Origin of the sequence: Pseudomonas sp. P8_229 (assembly GCF_034008635.1) — a bacterium.
Lineage (GTDB): Bacteria > Pseudomonadota > Gammaproteobacteria > Pseudomonadales > Pseudomonadaceae > Aquipseudomonas.
In genome coordinates this window covers 4148585-4170013 of record NZ_CP125378.1, presented here as the reverse complement: position 1 = coordinate 4170013, position 21429 = coordinate 4148585, and the positions used below count along the sequence as shown (strand labels likewise).

Genomic DNA, 21429 nt, shown 5'->3' with positions numbered 1-21429 from the left:
GAATGATTGCAGACCTGATGAGACCGAGCCATGCACAACAACAATAAAGAGCTGACCCTCAGCGCCCCGCTCAGCGGCCCGGTGCTCACGCTCGCCAAAGTCCCGGACGCGGTGTTCGCCAGCGGCGCCATGGGTGACGGCATTGCCATCGACCCGATCAACGACACGCTGTACTCGCCGTGCGCCGGAGTGATCATTCACGTCGCGCGCACCGGCCACGCGCTCACTGTACGCGCCGACAACGGCGCGGAAATCCTCCTGCATCTGGGCCTCGACACCGTTGAGTTGAACGGTGAGGGCTTCTCGATGCTGGTCAAGGAAGGTGGTCGAGTAACCAAGGGTCAGCCGCTGTTGCGCTATGACCTGGACAAGGTCGGCCAGCAATGCAAAAGCCTCGTCAGCCTGTTGATCCTGACCAACAGCCAGGATTTTCAGGTGCGGCCGATCACGCTTAAAGCGGTGAAGGTTGGCGAGCCGTTGCTGCACATCATCGCACGCACCGGTTTGGCGGCGAATGCTGAAGCCGTCGACGGGCCGCAGGTTCATGGTCATGTGTTGGTGGCTCATCGTGGCGGTCTGCATGCGCGCCCCGCTGCGCTGATTCGCCAGACCGCACAAGGCTTCAAAAGCCAGTCGCAGTTGCACTTCGCCGGTAAATCGGCGCCGTGCAACAGCTTGATCGGGCTGATGGGGTTGGCCGTCGGTGAGCGGGACGAAGTGCAGGTCAGCTGTCAGGGACCGGATGCCGAAGCCGCGCTGCAAGCGTTGCTCAGCGCGTTGGCCACCGCCCTGCCCGAGGACCATCACGCCGCCGCCCCGGTCAGCGCTGCACCGCGCAAACGTCCGACCGAGGCTGGCGTGTTGCAGGGTGTGTGCGCCGCGCCGGGACTGGTCGGCGGGCCGCTGTTTCGCCTGAACGCGATCCACCTGCCAGCCGATGCGGGCAATCACGATCCGCTGGTGCAAGAGCAGGTTCTTGAGTCGGCGTTGAATCAGGTTCGCAACGAAATCCACGCCACACTCGTCCAAGCGAAAAAGCACAAGAACACCGACGAAGAAGCGATCTTCGCTGCGCATCTGGCACTGCTCGAAGACCCGGCCCTGCTCGACGCCGCGCAGCAGTCCATCGAGCAAGGCACGGCGGCGACTCACGCCTGGAGTCAGTCGATCGATGTGCAGTGCGAAGTGCTGCAACACACCGGCAGTGCACTGTTGGCCGAACGCGCCAACGACCTGCGCGACCTCAAGCAACGCGTGCTGCGCGCATTGCTTGGCGAAGCCTGGCATTACGACGTGCCGGCCGGCGCCATCGTTGCTGCGCATGAACTGACGCCGTCGGATCTGCTGCAACTCAGCGCCCAGGGTGTCGCCGGGCTGTGCATGGCCGAGGGCGGCGCGACGTCGCACGTAGCGATTCTGGCGCGGGGCAAGGGTCTGCCGTGCATGGTTGCGTTGGGTTCGGCTTTGCTCGATCAGCCGCAAGGGCAGTCGGTGGTGCTGGATGCTGACGGCGGTCGCCTTGAACTGACCCCGAGCGCCGAACGTCTGGCCGAAGTTCAGCAGGCACAAATCGACCGCCAGCAACGCCGCGATGCACAACAAGCCAAGGCGCACCTGCCCGCCGAAACGCGCAATGGCGTGGCGATCGAAGTGGTTGCCAACGTCGCTTCAAGTGCTGAAGCAGCCGACGCGTTTGCCAACGGTGCCGACGGTGTCGGTCTGCTGCGCACCGAGTTTTTGTTCGTTGATCGCCAAACGGCGCCGGACGTTGAAGAACAGCGCGTCGCCTATCAAGCCGTGCTCGATGCGATGGGCGACAAATCGGTGATCATCCGCACCATCGACGTCGGTGGCGATAAACAACTCGACTACCTGCCGCTGCCCGCCGAAGCCAACCCGGTACTCGGCCTGCGTGGTATTCGCCTGGCCCAGGCCCGTCCGGAAATCCTCGATCAGCAACTGCGCGCGCTGCTGCAAGTCAGCCCGTTGCAGCGTTGCCGGATCCTGCTGCCAATGGTCACCGAGGTCGATGAACTGCGGCACATCCGTCAGCGCGTCGATGCGCTGTGCCTGGAACTGAACATCAGCCAGCGCCCGGAAATCGGCGTGATGATCGAAGTCCCGGCCGCCGCGCTACAAGCCGAGCAACTGGCTGAACACGCCGACTTCCTGTCGATCGGCACCAACGACCTGTCGCAATACACCTTGGCTATGGATCGCGATCACGCAGGCCTCGCCGCCCGGGTCGATGCCCTGCACCCAGCGCTGCTGCGCCTGATCGCCATGACCTGTGCAGGCGCGGCGGTGCACAAGCGCTGGGTCGGCGTCTGCGGCGCGCTCGCCTCCGATCCGCTGGCAACACCAGTGCTGATCGGCCTGGGCGTGACTGAACTGTCGGTCAGCCCGGTGCAGATCGGTGAAATCAAGGATCGCGTGCGCCAGTTGCACGAGGCCGAATGCCAACGCCTCAGTCATGACCTGCTCAAACTGAACAGCGCCGATGCGGTTCGTCACGCCTGCCACCAGCATTGGCCTCTGCACTAACAACAAGCTCTCTATAAAGAGCAGGGAGAAGCACCATGTACCAACTCTTCATCGAAGGCCTGCAACGCCTCGGCCGCGCGCTGATGCTGCCGATCGCGATCCTGCCGATTGCCGGTCTGCTGCTGCGTCTGGGTGACACCGACCTGCTGAACATCGCGATCATTCACGATGCCGGCCAGGTGATCTTCGCCAACCTGGCGATGATCTTCGCCATCGGTATCGCCGTCGGCTTCGCCAAGGACAACAACGGCACCGCTGGTCTGGCCGGGGTGATCGGTTATCTGGTGATGATCTCCACGCTCAAGGTGCTCGACGCGAGCATCAACATGGGCATGCTCGCCGGGATCGTCAGCGGCCTCATGGCTGGCGCGCTGTACAACCGTTTCAAGGACATCAAACTGCCGGAGTATCTGGCATTCTTTGGTGGCCGGCGGTTTGTACCGATCGTCACCGGGTTTGCAGCGGTCGGTCTGGGCGTGGTGTTCGGCTACATCTGGCCGCCGATCCAGCACGGCATCAATAGCTTCGGCACCCTGATGATGGAAAGCGGCAGCTTCGGCGCCTTCGTCTTCGGCGTGTTCAACCGCTTGCTGATCGTCACCGGCCTGCACCACATCCTCAACAACATGGCGTGGTTCGTCTTCGGCAACTTCACTGATCCAACGACCGGCGCTCTGGTGACGGGTGACCTGTCGCGCTACTTCGCTGGCGATCCAAAGGGCGGCCAGTTCATGACCGGCATGTTCCCGATGATGATCTTCGGCCTGCCCGCCGCGTGCCTGGCGATGTACCGCAACGCCCTGCCGGAACGCCGCAAAGTCATGGGCGGGATTTTCCTGTCGATGGCCCTGACTTCGTTTTTGACCGGGGTGACTGAACCGATCGAGTTCGCCTTCATGTTTTTGGCGCCCTTGCTGTATCTGCTGCATGCGCTGCTGACCGGGTTGTCGATGGCGATTACCAATGCGCTGAACATCCACTTGGGCTTTACCTTCTCTGGCGGCTTCATCGACATGGTGTTGGGTTGGGGACGCTCGACCAATGGCTGGCTGGTGATTCCGGTGGGACTGGCCTATGCCGTGGTGTATTACGCGGTGTTTGATTTCTGCATTCGTCGCTTCAATCTGAAAACGCCGGGGCGTGAAGATGTTGCGACGGCCGACAAGGCTGTTCTCACCGAGAACGAGCGCGCTGCGGCCTACATCAAGGCACTCGGTGGCGCAGAGAATCTGGTGACGGTGGGTGCGTGCACCACCCGTCTGCGCCTGGAAATGGTTGATCGCAACAAGGCTTCCGACGCTGACTTGAAGGCACTGGGCGCGATGGCGGTGGTCCGTCCGGGTAAAGGTGGGAGTTTGCAGGTGGTTGTCGGGCCGATGGCGGACAGCATTGCCGATGAGATTCGCCTGGCGATGCCGGCGCTGGGGCGTGCCGTTCTGGTTGAAACCGCTGTTGTTGATGAGCCGAAAGCTGTGGCCGTTGCCGGTTCCGAGGCGCAGCAATGGCTGAATGCGCTGGGCGGTGGCGACAATGTGCTGCAGCTGGATTGCATTGCGATGACGCGGATTCGCCTGCAATTGGCGGATGGCAAGGCGTTGTCCGAGGCGCAGTTGAAGGATCTGGGTTGTCACGGTGTCAGCCAGTTGGATGGCGGGGTCTGGCATTTGCTGGTGGGGGATAAAGCAGCGAGTTTGAGTGGGGCACTGGAAGCGCTGGTCAACCGCAGCGAGGTCAGCGCCAAAGTCTGACCCCACACATCACCCCTGTAGGAGCTGCCGCAGGCTGCTATCTTTTGATTTTGCTTTTTTACAATCATAAGCAAGAGCAAAAGATCGCAGCCTCGTTTCACTCGACAGCTCCTACAGGGAAGCTATCTATCCGAAGAATCAGGTCGGCTATCAGGTCGCCATCGCTGGCAAGCCAGGCTCCCACAGGGATTGAGTACATCTGCGGGTGATTGGTTGCTGTGAGGTTGCTATCGCGAGCAGGCTCACTCCTACAGTTGGATTGAGTACACCTGAAAGAAACAGGGCGGCTGTCAGGTCGCCTTCGCTGGCAGGCCAGCTCCGACAAAATCAAGATCAAAAGATCGCAGCCTTCGGCAGCTCCTACACAGGATGAGCGCAAGCTCGGCTGCGGCTCTTGATCTTGATCCACAGGCCCCGTCGGCAGGCTGAGTGGAAGGATTCATCCGGGGGTGGGAGCGCAGCGACCGTTTGGCGCAGCCAAATGCATCGAGAGGAGGTGCAGCGAAGCAAACCGGAGGCGATGCGCCCGGATGGATCCCGGAGCGAAGGAACCCCGAGCTTTAGCGAGCGGGCCGAACGTTGGGGCAAGCCTTTTTGGTTACTTTTGAGGCGTTTGTCAAAAGTGACCCGCCGTAAGGGCGGAACCGTCAGCGGCAGCACTCGAAGAAACGGATATTCACTCAGCCAGACAGAGCATGGTCGCCTGTCAGGGCGCCATCGCGAGCAGGCTCACTCCTACAGAAAAGCAAATCGGGGGCAACAAAAAACCCGCAGACAATCACTCATCTGCGGGCTTCTTGTTTAAGCGGCTATCAGAAATCTTCCAGCCGCCACACTTCATAAGCCGGCGTCTCATAGGGATGGCTCAACTTAAGAGCCGCCACAACAGCCACGATCAACTCATCTGCCACCACAAGCTCAACCTTCCATTCCTCAACCCGCTCAACCTGCCCCGCCTCGCCAATAAACGGCTGACTGCCGTCCAAAGGCCGAAACTGACCAGACCCAAGCACCTGCCACGCACAGTGGTCATAGTCACCGATTCGCCCACCACCGGCAGCGAACACAGCGCCTTTGACCACCTCGACATGACTGTCAGGAACAAAAAAGGCGAGCTTGTACACAGGCCTTAGTTAACCCAGACGCGCGCGTTACGGAACATACGCATCCAAGGTGCGTCCTCGTTCCAGTCTTCCGAACGCCACGAGTTCTGCACGGCACGGAACACACGCTCCGGGTGCGGCATCATGATCGTCACACGGCCATCACGGCTGGTGAGACCGGTAATCCCGCGCGGCGAACCGTTTGGGTTGGCCGGGTAGGCTTCGGTGACCTTGCCATGGTTGTCGACGAAACGCATCGCGACGCAACCGGACAGATCGGCTTCCAGCAGTGCTTCTTCGCTGGAGAACTCGGCGTGACCTTCACCGTGAGCGATGGCGATCGGCATACGCGAACCGGCCATGCCCTGCAGGAAGATCGAGTTCGATTCCTGGATCTGCACCATCGCCACGCGCGCCTCGAACTGCTCGGAGCGGTTACGCACGAAGTGTGGCCAGAACTCGCTGCCCGGGATCAGCTCGTGCAGGTTGGACATCATCTGGCAACCGTTGCACACGCCGAGGGTGAAGCTGTCGTTACGCTCGAAGAAACCCTGGAACGCATCGCGGGCGCGGCTGTTGAACAGCGCCGACTTGGCCCAGCCTTCACCGGCGCCGAGGACGTCACCGTAGGAGAAACCACCGCAGGCCACCAGACCTTTGAACTCGTTCAGGTCGACGCGGCCGGCCAGAATGTCGCTCATGTGCACGTCGATCGCGTTGAAACCGGCGCGGTCGAAGGCAGCGGCCATTTCCACTTGACCGTTGACGCCCTGCTCACGCAGCACGGCAACCTGTGGGCGAATGCCTTTCTTGATGTAAGGCGCGGCGATGTCCTGGTTGACGTCGTAGCTCAGCTTGACGCTCAGGCCCGGGTTGTCTTCTTCCAGCAGCACGTCGAACTCTTGCTCGGCGCAGTCGGCGTTGTCGCGCAGACGCTGAATCTGGTAGCTGGTTTCAGCCCAGGTACGTTGCAGCAGACGACGCTGGCCTTCGAACACGGTGTCACCGTTGAAGGTGATGTTGATCTGGCCGTTGTTCATTGGCTGACCGATCACCGACACGCTGTCGCCCAGACCGGCCGCGCTGAACTGCGCGAGGATATCTGGCGTGGCGTCCTGACGAACCTGGATCACGGCACCCAGTTCTTCGTTGAACAGGATCGCGGCGATTTCTGCCGAGGACTCGGCAACGCTGTCCAGGTTCAGGCTCAGACCGCAGTGGCCGGCGAAAGCCATTTCCACTACGGAAGTCAGCAGACCACCGTCGGAGCGGTCGTGGTACGCCAGCAGGTGACCGTCGGCGTTCAAGCCCTGGATCACGGCGAAGAAGGCTTTCAGGTCTTCGGCGTCATCGACGTCCGGCGCGTGCTTGCCGAGTTTGCCGTGGACCTGTGCAAGGATCGATGCGCCCATACGGTTCTGACCGCGACCGAGGTCGATCAGGATCAGGTCGGTGGTGCCCTTGTCCATGCGCAGTTCCGGAGTCAGGGTCTGACGGATGTCAGCCACTGGCGCGAAACCGGTCACGATCAGCGACATCGGCGAGGTCACGGTTTTTTCTTCGCCGTTGTCGTTCCAGCGGGTGGCCATGGACATCGAGTCCTTGCCCACCGGAATGGTGATGCCCAGCTCAGGGCACAGTTCCATACCGACCGCTTTCACGGTGTCGTACAGACGCGCGTCTTCGCCCGGGTGGCCGGCAGCCGACATCCAGTTCGCCGACAGTTTGATGTCGGAGATCTTGTTGATGCGCGACGCGGCAATGTTGGTCAGGGTTTCGCCGATGGCCATGCGGCCCGACGCCGGAGCGTCCAGCAATGCCAGCGGAGTACGCTCGCCCATCGCCATCGCTTCACCGGTGTAAACGTCGAAACTGGTCGCGGTGACGGCAACGTCAGCCACCGGAACCTGCCACGGGCCGACCATTTGGTCACGGGCCACGAGGCCGGTGATGGTGCGGTCGCCGATGGTGATCAGGAAGCTCTTGCTCGCCACGGCCGGGTGATGCAGAACGCGTTCGATGGACTCGGTAATGTCGAGGTTCGACGGATCGAAGTCATCGCCGAGCTCGGCTTCGCGAACCACCGAACGGTGCATGCGCGGGGCTTTGCCCAGCAACACTTCCAGTGGCATGTCCACCGGGTTGTTGCCGAAGTGGCTGTCGGTCACGGTCAGTTGCGGCTCGGCAGTTGCCTCGCCCACTACGGCAAACGGGCAGCGCTCGCGTTCGCAGATCGCCTGGAAGCGCTCGAAGTCAGCCGGGCCGACCGCCAGAACGTAACGTTCCTGGGATTCGTTGGACCAGATTTCGTGCGGGGCCATGCCCGGCTCGTCGTTTGGAATGTTGCGCAGTTCGAAACGGCCACCGCGGTCGCCGTCGTTGACCAGTTCCGGGAAGGCGTTGGACAGACCGCCCGCGCCGACGTCGTGGATGAAGCTGATCGGGTTTTTGTCACCCAGTTGCCAGCAACGGTCGATGACTTCCTGGCAGCGACGCTCCATTTCAGGGTTTTCGCGCTGTACGGAAGCGAAGTCCAGATCCGCCGAGCTGGTGCCGGTGGCCATCGAGGAAGCGGCGCCGCCACCCAGACCGATGAGCATCGCCGGGCCACCCAGTACGATCAGCTTGGAGCCGACGACGATTTCGCCTTTCTTGACGTGTTCTTCGCGGATGTTGCCCATGCCGCCAGCGAGCATGATCGGCTTGTGGTAACCGCGAACTTCGTCACCGTGCGGGGTGGTGATCGACTGTTCGAAGGTACGGAAGTAGCCAGTCAGGGCCGGGCGACCGAATTCGTTGTTGAACGCGGCGCCGCCAAGCGGGCCTTCGATCATGATGTCCAGCGCGGTAACGATGCGCTCAGGCTTGCCGTACGGCACTTCCCACGGCTGTTCGAAGCCCGGGATCTGCAGGTTGGACACGGTGAAGCCGGTCAGGCCGGCCTTTGGCTTGGCGCCACGACCGGTGGCACCTTCGTCGCGGATCTCGCCACCGGAACCGGTGGATGCGCCAGGGAACGGAGCGATCGCGGTCGGGTGGTTGTGGGTTTCAACCTTCATCAGGATGTGCACCGGCTCCTGCACCGCACCGTACTGGCGGGTTTCAGGGTTCGGGAAGAAACGGCCGGCAACGTTGCCGACGATCACCGAGGCGTTGTCCTTATAAGCCGACAGAACGCCTTCGCTGTGCATCACGTAGGTGTTCTTGATCATGCCGAACAGGCTTTTTTCCTGGCTCTGGCCGTCGATATCCCAACTGGCGTTGAAGATCTTGTGGCGGCAGTGTTCGGAGTTGGCCTGGGCGAACATCATCAGTTCGATGTCGTGCGGGTTGCGCTTCAAGCCGTTGAAGGCGTCGACCAGATAGTCGATCTCGTCTTCGGCCAGGGCCAGGCCCAGCTCGGTGTTGGCTTTTTCCAGCGCAGCGCGACCGCCACCGAGGATGTCGATTGCAGTCAGCGGTTTCGGCTCGGCGTGGCTGAACAGACCGGCGGCCTGTTCCAGGTTGGCCAGCACGATCTGGGTCATGCGGTCATGCAGCACGTCAGCAATCTGCTGGGCTTCAGTTTCGCTGAACTGACCGGAGACGTAGAACGCGATACCGCGTTCCAGACGCTGGATCTTGCTCAGGCCGCAGTTGCGGGCGATGTCGCTGGCCTTGCTCGACCATGGCGAGATGGTGCCGAAACGCGGCAACACCAGAAACAGACGGCCGGTCGGCTCTTGAACCGGAACGCTTGGACCGTACTTCAGAAGGCGCGCAAGCACCTGCTGTTCGTCGCCGGTCAGGACGCCGGTGACTTCGGCGAAGTGAGCGAATTCAGCATACAGGCCACTGACAGCTGGAACCTTCTGGCTCAGTTGCTCAAGGAGTTTGCTGTGGCGAAAGGCAGAAAGGGCAGGAGCGCCGCGCAGGATCAACATCTTCGGGACAGCCTCGGGAAGGGGTGTGCTTTGAGGCCGTGCATTCTAGCCTAAACCGCCCTCAACATCACCCGAAACGCTACGCACGGTTGCACTCGGACATCAATCTGTGTTTCTGCCTTTGAAGTCAGATTTAACAGGGCAGAGAGACTGGCTTATTTTTACTGTAACAAAATGCCCTTGAACCCCATTCCTGCGGGGTTTCGGCCAGATTTTTGATCTCTAGCAGACAAGCCCTTCACTGTCGAGATATGGCGCCCGTGGCCGTTTGCGTATACTGCGCAGATGTTTTTCCCAACGGCTTTGCGTCCGCGGTACGCCAAATGGCTGATCGCAACCGGACTCTTCCTGATGCTCGGTGGCTGTGTTGATAAACCCAACACACTCGAGCGCGTAAAGGAGGACGGTGTGCTGCGGGTGATTACCCGTAACAGCCCCGCCACCTACTTTCAGGATCGCAGCGGTGAAACCGGCTTCGAATACGAGCTGGTGAAGCGCTTCGCCGACGATTTGGGGGTCGAGCTGAAAATCGAGACCGCCGACAACCTCGACGATCTGTTCAATCAGATTGGCAAGCCGAACGGCCCGGTACTGGCCGCGGCCGGTCTGGTCAGCAGTGAGGATCGCAAGAAGCAGGTGCGGTTCTCCCATTCTTACCTTGAAGTCACCCCGCAGATCATCTATCGCAACGGTCAGTCACGCCCCACCGATCCCGGCGATCTGGTCGGCAAAAAGATCATGGTGCTCAAGGGCAGCACCCACGCCGAACAGCTGGCAGAGCTGAAAAAGAAATTTCCCGGCATCGAGTACGAAGAATCCGACGCGGTGGAAGTGGTCGACCTGTTGCGCATGGTCGATGAAGGTCAGATCGACCTGACCCTGGTCGACTCCAACGAAGTGGCGATGAACCAGGTGTACTTCACCAACATCCGCGTGGCCTTCGACCTCGGCGATGCGCGCAGCCAGAGCTGGGCTGTTGGCCCGGGTGAAGACAACAGCCTGCTCAACGAGATCAACGCCTACCTCGACAAAGTGCAGAAGAACGGCACCCTGCAACGCTTGAAAGACCGCTACTACGGCCACGTCGATGTCCTCGGCTACATGGGCGCCACCACCTTCGCCCAGCACTTGCAGCAGCGCCTGCCCAAATACGAACAGCACTTCAAGACCTACGCCAAGAAAGAGAAGGTCGACTGGCGCCTGCTCGCGGCGATCGGCTATCAGGAATCGCTGTGGCAACCGGCGGTCACCTCGAAAACCGGTGTGCGCGGCCTGATGATGCTGACCCAGAACACCGCCCAGGCGATGGGCGTGTCAAACCGTCTCGACCCCAAGCAAAGCATCATGGGCGGCGCCAAGTACCTGGCCTATATGAAGGATCAGCTCGACGATTCGATTCAGGAACCAGACCGCACCTGGTTCGCGCTGGCCGCTTACAACGTCGGCAGCGGTCACCTCGATGACGCGCGCAAACTGGCGTCCCGCGAAGGCCTGAACCCGGACAAGTGGCTGGACGTGAAGAAGATGCTGCCACGCCTGTCGCAGAAGCAGTGGTACAGCAAGACCCGCTACGGCTACGCCCGGGGCGGCGAGCCGGTGCATTTTGTGGCGAACATCCGTCGCTACTACGACATCCTGACCTGGGTGACCCAGCCGCAGCTTGAAGGTGATCAGGTGGCCGAGGGCAACCTGCATGTGCCGGGGATCGACAAGACCAAGCCTGCTGCGGAACCTGCCCCGCTCTAACCAACACCCCAAATCAACTGTGGGAGTGAGCCTGCTCGCGACGGCGGTGTGTCAGCCAATGTGATGGTGCCTGACACACCGCTATCGCGAGCAGGCGAAGGCCTACAGAGGGTTGTGTTGTTGCTTAGTGCTTGGCGGCAGCCAGGATCAGCGCCTTCATTTCCGATACGGCAGACTTGAACCCGACGAACAACGCATGCGCCACCAGCGCGTGGCCGATGTTCAATTCGTTGATGCCCTTGATCTCCGCCACGGCTTCAACGTTGTGGTAGTGCAGGCCATGGCCGGCATTGACGATCAGGCCCTGCGCCAGACCAAACGCCACGCCGTCCGCCACACGCTTTAATTCTTCCGCGACTTCGGTCGGGGTCTCGGCATCGGCATAACGCCCGGTGTGCAGTTCGATCGCCGGCGCACCAACGCGCTTCGAGGCCGCAATCTGGCGTTCGTCGGCATCGATGAACAGCGACACTTCACTACCGATTTTCGACAGGCGCTCGACCGCTGCCTTGATGCGCTCCTCCTGCCCCGCCACATCCAGACCGCCTTCGGTGGTCAATTCCTGACGGGTTTCCGGCACCAGGCAGATGTGTGCCGGACGGATGCGCTCGGCGAACGCCATCATTTCTTCGGTGACGCCCATTTCAAAGTTCATGCGGGTCTGCAGCACGTCCTTGAGCAACAGCACATCGCGCTCCTGAATGTGCCGACGGTCTTCGCGCAGGTGCACGGTGATGCCGTCGGCACCCGCCTCTTCCGCGTCCAGCGCAGCCTTGACCGGATCCGGGTAGCGCGTGCCACGGGCCTGACGCAGGGTGGCGACGTGGTCGATGTTCACGCCAAGAAGAATGCGATTGCTGGTGGTCACGGATGCGCTCCTGAAGGGAAAGATTCGGCGCACAGCATATCAGGGCTTGCGAAATAGCTCGCGGCTGACGAGGGGGCGCCCACCGAGATGAACAGCCAGTGCCTGACGCATCAGACGCTTGGCCGCCGACAGGGCTCCCGGGGCGGTCCAATCGGCTTCGGCCATGGCCAGTAATTCAACGCCGTTGAACAAGCCTGGTTGCAGCAGGTAGACGCGCTCAAGCCCGGCATCGACTTGCAGACGATAGAGGCCATCCGGCGCGATGGGCTCACCGTGGATATCGGCATTCAGGGAGAAGCCGTAACCGAGGTCGTCCAACAGGCGCCATTCGAAGGAGCGCAGCAACGGCTCCAGCGGCCGCCCTTCGGCCAAGGCCAGCAGCGTCGCGGCGTAGTGGTCGAACACCGCCGGGTGCGGGTCTTCGGCGGGCAGCAGACGGATCAACAGTTCGTTGAGATAGAGGCCACTGAACAGGGCCTCGCCGACCATCCAGGTCGCGTTACCGGCACTTTCCATGCGCCCGACGTTCTTCAGCTCACCCTTGCCACGAAACTCCACTTCCAGCGGCACGAACGGTCGTGCCAGTGTCCCGGCCTTGCCCCGCGCACTGCGCAACACCGCCCGCAGCCGACCTTGCGGCGTGAGGAAGTCGACCAGCGCGCTGGTTTCGCGGTAGGCACGCGAATGCAGGACGTAGGCGGGTTGGGCCGGAGGCGGGGTTTGCGACATTGAGTTCTCGATGAAGAATCGCGGTTTTACTCACAACCCAAAACTACTGTGGGAGCGGGCTTGCTCGCGAAAGCGGCGAATCAGTCAAAGTATATGTCGACTGACACTGCGCATTCGCGAGCAAGCCCGCTCCCACAGGGGGTCTCTGGTGTAACAGAAAACCGGTATTACAGGTCGCCGTAACCCAGCGAACGCAGTGCACGCTCGTCGTCGGACCAGCCGCCCTTCACCTTCACCCACAGGTTGAGCATGATCTTGGAGTCGAACAGCAGCTCCATGTCCTTGCGCGCTTCGGTGCCGATGCGCTTGATGCGTTCGCCCTTGTCGCCAATGATGATCTTCTTCTGACCGTCACGCTCGACGAGGATCAGCGCGTGAATGTGCAGGGTCTTGCCTTGTTGCTTGAACTCTTCGATCTCGACGGTGATCTGGTACGGCAGCTCTGCACCCATCTGGCGCATGATTTTCTCACGCACCAGTTCGGCAGCGAGGAAACGGCTGCTGCGGTCGGTGATCTGGTCTTCCGGGAAGAAGTGATCGTTCTCCGGCAGATGATCGGCGATGACCTTTTCCAGCGCTTCCAGGTTGTGCCCGTGCTGCGCGGAAATCGGAATGATCTGCGCGTTCGGCAGTTGTTCCTGCAACCAGCTGAGGTGCGGCATCAGCTCGGCTTTGTCTTCGATGCGGTCGGTCTTGTTCAGCGCGACGATCAGCGGGCCGGTCACGTACTGCACACGCTCCAGAACCATCTGGTCTTCTTCGGTCCACTTGGTGCGGTCGACCACGAAGATCACCACATCGACGTCTTTCAACGCTGCCGAAGCGGTCTTGTTCATGTAGCGGTTCAGGGCCTTTTCGCCACCCTTGTGCATGCCAGGGGTGTCGACGTAGATCGCCTGCACGTCACCCTCGGTCTTGATCCCGAGCATGTTGTGACGGGTGGTCTGCGGCTTGCGCGAGGTGATCGCCAGCTTCTGCCCCAGAATGTGGTTCAGCAGCGTGGACTTGCCCACGTTGGGACGGCCGACGATGGCAACGTAGCCACAGCGAGTTGCGTTTGTATCAGTCATTGCCATTCTCCACGCCCAGGGCAATCAGTGCTGCGGCGGCCGCTACCTGTTCGGCAATACGACGACTCACACCCTGACCTCGGCTTTTTTCATTCAATAAGACCACTTCGCACTCGACGAAGAAGGTACGGCAGTGCGGTTCACCCTGGATATCCACCACTTCGTAGCGTGGCAGATCGCAACCGCGCGATTGCAGGTGTTCCTGCAGACGAGTCTTGGGATCCTTGTTGGTGTCGACCAGCGTCAGGCCTTCGAACTCACCGGCCAGCCAGGCCAATACGCGCTCGCGCGCCATGTCCATGCCGGCATCAAGGTAGATCGCACCGATCAACGCCTCGAGGGCATCGGCCAGAATCGATTCGCGACGGAAGCCGCCGCTTTTCAGCTCGCCCGAGCCCAGACGCAGGTAATCACCCAGGTCGAAGCCACGGGCCAGCACGGCCAGTGTCTCACCCTTGACCAGGCGTGCGCGCAAACGCGACAACTGGCCTTCGCGGGCTAGCGGAAAGCGATCGAACAGCGCCTCGCCGGCCACGAAGTTGAGGATGGCATCGCCGAGAAATTCCAGGCGTTCGTTGTTACGCCCGGCAAAGCTGCGGTGCGTAAGGGCCAGCAGCATCAGCTCCTGATCCTTGAAGGTGTAACCGAGCTGGCGCTCGAGACGGCTTAGAGAAACGCTCACGGTTTACCCACGCTGAGTTCGTGGCTGAATTCCACCGCCATCGCCGGGGTACGGCGCAGGCCTGGGACAATTAACGCTGTGTTCAAAAATGACGTCCTGAATATCGTGGCTTCATGCCCTGGCGCCGATTTGTGTCGACTCCAGAAATGCATTCGGCGCTGTGGTCAACAGCGCCGTGATTGATTACTTGATCAGGCCAACCCGCGAGAAATTCGGCAGGTGGCTGAGTTTCGGTTCCGGCCAGCTCATCCAGACAGCGAAGGCTTTGCCGACGATATTCTGGTCGGGAACCATGCCCAGCAGATCCTTGGGAATGTTCGGGTCATCCCAATAGCGACTGTCGTTGGAGTTGTCGCGGTTGTCGCCCATCATGAAGTAATGGCCGGCCGGCACGGTCCAGGTATGGTCCGGGGTAGCACGGTAGCGGCTCATTTCCTTGCGGATCAGGTGCTCGGCCGCGCCGAGTTTTTCCTTGTAGAGCTCGGCACTGCCCAGCGTGCCCGGCTCGGAGCCGACCAGTTGCTCGGCAATCGACTCGCCATTGACGAGCAGGCGCTTGTCAGCGGTGTAACGCACCGTGTCGCCCGGCAGGCCGACTACACGCTTGATGTAGTTGACGTTCGGGTCGCTCGGGTAGCGGAACACCATCACATCGCCACGCTGTGGATCACCGACTTCGATGACTTTCTTGTCGATCACCGGCAAGCGGATCCCGTAAGAAAACTTGTTCACCAGAATGAAGTCGCCAACATCCAGGGTCGGTTTCATCGAGCCGGACGGGATCTGGAACGGTTCCACCAGGAACGAACGCAGCACCAGCACGATGAACAGCACCGGAAAGAACGACTTGCCGTATTCGACCAGCAGCGGCTCTTTGTTCAGTTTTTCAACGACCACCACATCTGGCTGGCTGACGCTGCCTTGATAAGAGGCAATGGCAGCACGCCGACGCGGTGCCAGGATCAACAGATCAAGCAACGCCAACAGGCCGCAGACGAACACGGCGATGACCAGCAACAGCGGGAAATTTAGTGACATAGGACCTAACTATCCAACCTGAGCACTGCAAGGAAGGCTTCTTGTGGAATTTCCACGTTACCGACCTGCTTCATGCGTTTTTTACCGGCCTTTTGCTTCTCGAGCAGTTTCTTCTTACGGCTGACGTCACCACCGTAGCATTTGGCCAATACGTTCTTTCTGAGTGCCTTGACGGTTGTCCGTGCAACGATCTGACCGCCAATGGCAGCCTGAATGGCTACGTCAAACATCTGACGAGGAATCAGTTCTTTCATCTTCTCGGTCAACTGGCGACCTTTGTAGTGCGAGTTGTCACGGTGCACGATCAACGCCAGAGCGTCGACCTTGTCGCCGTTGATCAGCACGTCCAGTTTCACCAGATTAGCCGATTGGTAACGATCGAAATGGTAATCCAGCGAAGCATAGCCGCGGCTGGTGGATTTGAGACGGTCGAAGAAGTCCAGGACCACTTCGTTCATCGGCAGGTCGTAAGTGACCTGCACCTGATTGCCGAGGAACAGCATGTCGACTTGAACGCCACGTTTCTCGATGCACAGGGTGATGACGTTGCCCAAGTGTTCCTGCGGAACCAGGATGTTGGCCCGCACGATCGGCTCGCGCATGTCTTCGATCGACGACACATCCGGAAGCTTGGATGGGTTGTCGACGTAAATCGTTTCACCGGTTTTCAGCACCAGCTCAAAGATTACCGTTGGCGCGGTGGTGATCAGGTCCAGGTCGTACTCGCGCTCCAGGCGCTCCTGGATGATCTCCATGTGCAGCATGCCGAGGAACCCGCAACGGAAGCCGAAGCCCAGTGCGTCGGAGCTTTCCGGGGTGTACTGCAGCGACGAGTCGTTCAGGGTCAGTTTCTGCAGCGCTTCGCGGAAATCTTCGAAGTCGTCGGAGCTGACCGGGAACAGACCGGCGTAAACCTGCGGCTGGATGCGTTTGAAGCCTGGCAGCACCTCAACGTCCGGGGTCGAACTCAGGGTCAGGGTGTCACCCACCGGCGCGCCGTGAATGTCCTTGATGCTGGCGATGATGAAGCCCACTTCGCCGGCCTTCAGGTCAGACGTGGCGGTGTGTTTCGGGTTGAACACGCCAACGCTGTCAACCAGATGGATCTTGCCAGTGGACTTGACGAGGATCTTGTCGCCCTTCTTCACGCGACCATGACGCACGCGCACCAGGGAGACAACGCCCAGGTAGTTGTCGAACCAGGAATCGATGATCAACGCTTGCAGCGGATCTTCGATGTTGCCGGTCGGCGCAGGAATGGTATGCACCAGGCGCTCGAGCACCTCGTCGACACCCAGGCCAGTCTTGGCGCTGCAAGTGACGGCGTCGGTGGCGTCGATACCGATGATCTTTTCGATCTCGTCCTTGACGCGATCAGGATCAGCCTGTGGCAGGTCGATCTTGTTCAGCACCGGCATGACTTCGAGGCCTTGCTCGATCGCGGTGTAGCAGTTGGCCACGGACTGGGCCTCAACGCCCTGACCGGCGTCGACCACCAGCAAGGCACCTTCACACGCGGCCAGAGAGCGGCTGACTTCGTAGGTGAAGTCGACGTGGCCCGGGGTGTCAATGAAGTTCAGCTGATATTTGATGCCGTCTTTGGCAGTGTAATAAAGGGTAACGCTGTGGGCCTTGATGGTGATCCCGCGTTCGCGCTCCAGATCCATGGAATCCAGTACCTGGGCTTCCATTTCACGCTCGGCCAGGCCACCGCACATCTGGATGAAACGGTCAGCCAGCGTCGACTTGCCATGGTCAATGTGGGCGATGATGGAGAAATTGCGGATATGACTCAAATCACTCACGGATCAACACTCAAAAAGGCTGCAGGCTTGGCCCGCCGAAAAATAGCCGGGAATTGTACCTGATACACGGCGCAAGCGTCACGTTCGCCTGTCACCCGGATTGCATACGAAAACGCCCCGATCTGTCGACCGAGGCGTTTTCGAGGTTAAAGCGTTGGTAACAACACGGCCATCAACCGGCCCGTCGCAGCAACCAGACCCCTGCCAGCGCACAGACCGCGGCGGGCACAAGCACCGCGAACAGCGGCGAGAAGCCGAACACCAGGCTCGATGGGCCGAGCAAATCCTGGACGATGCGGAAGGTAAAGCCTACCAACACACCGGTGAACACCCGCTGACCGAGGGTTACCGAGCGCAAAGGGCCGAAGATGAAGGAGATAGCCATCAGTACCAGCGCGGCGGTGACCAGCGGCTGCAACACCTTGACCCAAAATGCCAGCCAGTAGCGGCCGTTGCTCAGGCCCTGCTCCGCCAGATAGTGGATGTAACCCCACAGACCGGAAATGGACAGCGCCTCAGGCGCCATCACCACCGTGTTGAGCAATTGCGGGCTCAGCGACACGTCCCACTGTTCGCTCGGGGCGTTCAGTACTTCAGTGTTGCGCTCATGGAACACCGTGGTGGTCACGTCGGTGAGCTGCCAGCGGTTGCCGTCGAATTCCGCACGCTTGGCGAAGCTGGAGCTCAGCAGGTGGCGCTCCTTGTCGAAGTGATAGCGGGTCACGCCATACAACAGGCCATCGGGTTGCACGGCGTTGATATGAATGAACTCCTCGCCCTGACGGTGCCACATGCCGTGCTTGGCACTCTGCGCGTCGCCGCTGCCTTGCGCCAGCGAACGATTGGCCTGAGCCATGCTTTCGGTGGCCGGGGCCACGTATTCACCGATCAGCACACCGGCCAGCATCAACACCAGCATCGGCTTCATGACCGCCCAGACGATACGCCCGATGGACACGCCAGCGGCCCGCATGACCGTCAGCTCGCTGCTGCTGGCCAGACTGCCAAGGCCGATCAGGCAGCCGATCAGTGCGGCCATCGGCAGCATTTCATAGAGGCGACGTGGTGCGGTGAGGATGACGAAGCTCAGAACGTCGGTCAGCGTGTAGGTATCGCTGACGTCGCTCATCTCGTCGATGAAGGCAAACAGGGTCGCCAGACCCAGGATGATCGCCAGCACGGCGATAATCGCCACGAATACGCTGCTGCCGATATAGCGGTCGAGTTTAACCACGAGCCACCTCCAGCGCAGCGCTGCGACGGCTGGCCAGTTTCAGGCGCAAAGGCTCCCAGTACAGCAGGCCGAGGCCGATGACCAGGAAGATCCCGTGCACCCACCACAGGCCAAGGGCGGGTGGAATCTTGCCTTTTTCGAGGGCGCCGCGGGCGGCAATCAGGATGGTCAGGTAAGCCATATAAAGAAGAATCGCCGGCAGCAGCTTCAGGAAACGGCCCTGACGCGGATTGACCCGCGACAGCGGCACCGCCATCAGAGTCACGATGAATACCAGCAACGGCAACGAAATACGCCATTGCAGTTCAGCCTTGGAGCGCTCGTCGTTGTTGCTCAGCAAGGTCGATGTCGGCATCGCGTCACGGTCGGTGACCTCGTCGCTGGCATCGGGTTTGGGCAGCAATACGCCGTAGGTGTCGTATTTGATCGCGCGGTAATCGGCCTGGCCCGGGCTGCCGTCATAACGATAGCCATTGTGCAGGATCAGGTAGCGATTGCCGTCCGAGTGGATTTCCTGACGGCCCTTCTCGGCCACCAGCACGGAAATCCCGCGATCCTTCTGATTGGCCCCCAGGTTCTTCTGCGAGATGAATACACCGCTGAGGTTGACGCGATCGTCGGTCAGGGTTTCGGTGTAGGTCACCCGGGTGCCGTCACGCAATGCCTGGAAACGGCCGGGCTCGAGGGTATCGAATTCGGTCAGGGCGTCCTGCTTGTTCAGCAGCAGCTGAAACTGATTGGCACCCTGCGGGGCCAGGCTCAGGCTCAACCACGCCACCACCAGTGCAACCAGCGTCGCCGGAAACAAGGTCATGCGCAGCAGACGCTGCTGACTCATGCCGGTGGCCGAGAGCACGGTCATTTCGCTTTCGAGGTACAACCGGCCGTAAGCCAGCAGGATCCCGAGAAACAGGCCCAGCGGCAGGATCAGTTGCATGAACCCCGGCAGACGGTAACCCATGATCAGGAACAGCGATCCCGGATCGAGCTGGCCCGCAGCGGCCTGGGCAAGGTATTTGATGAAGCGACCGCTCATGATGATGACCAGCAGCACGGCGCTGACGGCGCTCAGGGTCAACATCACTTCACGGGACAGATAACGGAAGACGATCAAACCAGACACTCCAGGGTTGTCAGGCTAAGGCGGCCAAACAAGCAAACGTCTCGACCGGCCCGCAAGGCAGAGCCGTCGAAAAAAGATGCGGCATTATCCTGTGATTGAGCGCGCCTGTCACTGCGCACACTCACCCAAGCGTGCAATCGGTTGAAGATCGTGTCGCCGAGGGTTGTCAGGCGCGGGGAGCGAGGTTCAAACTGCGGCCCTTGTCGCAGGCTTTGGCCTGCGCCTCTTCTATCTATAAGCAGGCGACTGCGGACACCGTCGAACGCCTGCGTGTTGACCATTCATTCAGGGATCCGGACATGGAACTGGTTGTAAAAAGCGTTAGCCCAGAAACGTTGAAAACCGCCACCCTGGTGGTTGCCGTCGGCGAAGGCCGCAAACTCGGCGTCGCCGCCAGACAGGTCGACGAACTGAGCGGTGGCGCGGTCAGCGCCGTCCTCAAGCGTGGCGACCTGGCCGGCAAGGTCGGTCAGAGCCTGCTGCTGCACAGCCTGCCAAACCTGAAAGCCGAGCGCGTGCTGCTGGTCGGCGTGGGCAAGGATGAAGAACTGGGCGACCGTCCGTTCCGCAAAATCGTTGCCGGGATCCTCAACACCCTGAAGGGTCTGGGCGGCACCGACGCGGTGCTGGCGCTGGATGAAATCATCGTCAAAAACCGCGACAGCTACGGCAAGACCCGTCTGCTGGCCGAAACCCTGGTGGATGGCGAATACAGCTTCGACCAGTTCAAGAGCCAGAAAGCCGAACCGCGCGCCCTGAAGAAAATCACCCTGCTGACCATCAAGGCCGCCCAAGCCGAAGTGCAACGCGCCGTGAATCACGCTACAGCGATCGCGCACGGCATGGCCTTCACCCGCGATCTGGGTAACCTGCCGCCGAACATCTGCCACCCGACGTTCCTCGGCGAACAAGCGAAGAACCTCGGCAAAGAGTTCAAGGATCTGAAAGTCGAAGTCCTCGACGAGAAGAAGATCAAAGCGCTCGGCATGGGTTCGTTCTACGCCGTTGGCCAGGGCAGCGCCCAGCCGCCGCGCCTGATCGTCATGCAGTACAACGGCGGCAAGAAGTCCGAGAAGCCTTACGCGCTGGTCGGCAAAGGCATCACCTTCGACACCGGCGGCATCAGCCTGAAGCCGGGCGCCGGCATGGACGAAATGAAGTACGACATGGGCGGCGCTGCCTCCGTGTTCGGTACTCTGCGTGCCGTGCTCGAACTGAAACTTCCGATCAATCTGGTGTGCATCCTCGCCTGCGCCGAAAACATGCCGAGCGGCAACGCTTCGCGTCCGGGCGACATCGTCACCACCATGAGCGGCCAGACCGTGGAAATCCTCAACACCGACGCCGAAGGCCGTCTGGTGCTGTGCGACGCCCTGACCTACTCCGAACGCTTCAAGCCGCAAGCGGTGATCGACATCGCCACCCTGACCGGCGCCTGCGTCGTGGCACTGGGTGCACACACTTCCGGCCTGCTGGGCAACAACGACGAACTGGTCGAGCAACTGCTCAGCGCCGGCAAGGCTGCTGACGACCGCGCCTGGCAACTGCCGCTGTTCGACGAATACCAGGAGCAACTGGACAGCCCGTTCGCCGACATCGCCAACATCGGCGGGCCGAAGGCCGGCACCATTACCGCCGCGTGCTTCCTGTCGCGCTTCACCAAGAACCTCAACTGGGCACACCTGGACATCGCGGGCACCGCCTGGACCAGCGGCGGCAAGGACAAGGGCGCCACTGGCCGTCCGGTACCTTTGCTGACCCAATACCTGCTGGACCGCGCCAAAGCCTGAAACCGATGACTTGCAACGGCGTCACC

14 protein-coding genes are annotated in these 21429 nt (G+C 60.8%); 4 read left to right on the top strand and 10 right to left on the bottom strand.

Translation table 11 applies throughout. The annotated features are described in order from the left end of the window. Positions 1-30 precede the first annotated feature (30 nt). Both ptsP and nagE read left to right on the top strand, forming a co-directional pair. Complete coding sequence (gene ptsP, locus QMK55_RS18680) at positions 31-2544, top strand: phosphoenolpyruvate--protein phosphotransferase (RefSeq protein ID WP_320329722.1); 2514 nt, start codon at positions 31-33, stop codon at positions 2542-2544. 35 nt (positions 2545-2579) lie between these two features. Continuing rightward, entirely contained in the window at positions 2580-4292 is a 1713-nt protein-coding gene (gene nagE / locus QMK55_RS18675) for an N-acetylglucosamine-specific PTS transporter subunit IIBC (protein ID WP_320329721.1), read from the top strand. 812 nt (positions 4293-5104) lie between these two features. Here nagE and QMK55_RS18670 read toward each other — a convergent pair. Both QMK55_RS18670 and purL read right to left on the bottom strand, forming a co-directional pair. Further along, on the bottom strand, positions 5105-5416 hold the full coding sequence (locus QMK55_RS18670; protein ID WP_095050948.1) for a YqfO family protein: 312 nt from the start codon (positions 5414-5416) through the stop codon (positions 5105-5107). 5 nt (positions 5417-5421) lie between these two features. Continuing rightward, positions 5422-9318, bottom strand: coding sequence for a phosphoribosylformylglycinamidine synthase (gene purL / locus QMK55_RS18665; protein ID WP_320329720.1), 3897 nt, complete (start codon positions 9316-9318; stop codon positions 5422-5424). 285 nt (positions 9319-9603) lie between these two features. On the opposite strand from purL, the gene mltF reads away from it, so the two are divergent. After that, positions 9604-11064 (top strand): membrane-bound lytic murein transglycosylase MltF, encoded by a 1461-nt coding sequence (mltF, locus tag QMK55_RS18660; RefSeq protein ID WP_320329719.1) that lies wholly within the window; start codon positions 9604-9606, stop codon positions 11062-11064. A 124-nt stretch (positions 11065-11188) separates the two neighbouring features. Here the strand turns inward: mltF and pdxJ are convergent, their stop codons facing one another. The 8 genes from pdxJ to lptF all read right to left on the bottom strand — a co-directional run bounded on the left by pdxJ (position 11189) and on the right by lptF (position 19604). After that, entirely contained in the window at positions 11189-11932 is a 744-nt protein-coding gene (gene pdxJ / locus QMK55_RS18655; RefSeq protein ID WP_320329718.1) for a pyridoxine 5'-phosphate synthase, read from the bottom strand. Positions 11933-11971: 39 nt separating this feature from the next. Continuing rightward, positions 11972-12661, bottom strand: a complete 690-nt coding sequence (gene recO, locus QMK55_RS18650) for a DNA repair protein RecO (RefSeq protein ID WP_102356441.1) — start codon at positions 12659-12661, stop codon at positions 11972-11974. Positions 12662-12828: 167 nt separating this feature from the next. Beyond that, on the bottom strand, positions 12829-13731 hold the full coding sequence (era, locus tag QMK55_RS18645; RefSeq protein ID WP_064586098.1) for a GTPase Era: 903 nt from the start codon (positions 13729-13731) through the stop codon (positions 12829-12831). Beyond that, a complete protein-coding gene (gene rnc, locus QMK55_RS18640) occupies positions 13724-14413 on the bottom strand; it encodes a ribonuclease III (RefSeq protein ID WP_016986099.1) in 690 nt (229 codons plus the stop codon). Before rnc ends, era begins: the two co-directional genes overlap by 8 nt. 183 nt (positions 14414-14596) lie before the next feature. Further along, positions 14597-15451 carry a signal peptidase I gene (lepB, locus tag QMK55_RS18635; protein ID WP_102356439.1) on the bottom strand — a complete coding sequence of 285 codons (855 nt, stop codon included), beginning with the start codon at positions 15449-15451 and terminating at the stop codon, positions 14597-14599. 5 nt (positions 15452-15456) lie between these two features. Then, a complete protein-coding gene (gene lepA, locus QMK55_RS18630; protein WP_038357686.1) occupies positions 15457-17256 on the bottom strand; it encodes a translation elongation factor 4 in 1800 nt (599 codons plus the stop codon). 172 nt (positions 17257-17428) lie between these two features. Continuing rightward, a complete protein-coding gene (gene lptG / locus QMK55_RS18625; RefSeq protein ID WP_102356438.1) occupies positions 17429-18490 on the bottom strand; it encodes an LPS export ABC transporter permease LptG in 1062 nt (353 codons plus the stop codon). Further along, positions 18483-19604, bottom strand: a complete 1122-nt coding sequence (gene lptF, locus QMK55_RS18620; RefSeq protein WP_102356437.1) for an LPS export ABC transporter permease LptF — start codon at positions 19602-19604, stop codon at positions 18483-18485. The genes lptG and lptF overlap by 8 nt, the downstream gene beginning before the upstream one ends. A gap of 308 nt (positions 19605-19912) precedes the next feature. Between lptF and QMK55_RS18615 the strand changes: the two genes are divergently transcribed. Then, positions 19913-21403: a leucyl aminopeptidase gene (locus QMK55_RS18615; protein WP_102356436.1), complete on the top strand. Its 1491-nt coding sequence runs from the start codon at positions 19913-19915 to the stop codon at positions 21401-21403. The last annotated feature ends 26 nt before the right edge of the window (positions 21404-21429 follow it).

Bases quoted from the DNA above. Each gene is read 5' to 3' on its own strand.
- ptsP (WP_320329722.1), top strand. From the start codon at position 31: ATGCACAACAACAATAAAGAGCTGACCCTCAGCGCCCCGCTCAGCGGC.
- nagE (WP_320329721.1), top strand. From the start codon at position 2,580: ATGTACCAACTCTTCATCGAAGGCCTGCAACGCCTCGGCCGCGCGCTG.
- purL (WP_320329720.1), bottom strand. From the start codon at position 9,318: ATGTTGATCCTGCGCGGCGCTCCTGCCCTTTCTGCCTTTCGCCACAGC.
- mltF (WP_320329719.1), top strand. From the start codon at position 9,604: ATGTTTTTCCCAACGGCTTTGCGTCCGCGGTACGCCAAATGGCTGATC.
- recO (WP_102356441.1), bottom strand. From the start codon at position 12,661: ATGTCGCAAACCCCGCCTCCGGCCCAACCCGCCTACGTCCTGCATTCG.
- era (WP_064586098.1), bottom strand. From the start codon at position 13,731: ATGACTGATACAAACGCAACTCGCTGTGGCTACGTTGCCATCGTCGGC.
- lepB (WP_102356439.1), bottom strand. From the start codon at position 15,451: ATGTCACTAAATTTCCCGCTGTTGCTGGTCATCGCCGTGTTCGTCTGC.
- QMK55_RS18615 (WP_102356436.1), top strand. From the start codon at position 19,913: ATGGAACTGGTTGTAAAAAGCGTTAGCCCAGAAACGTTGAAAACCGCC.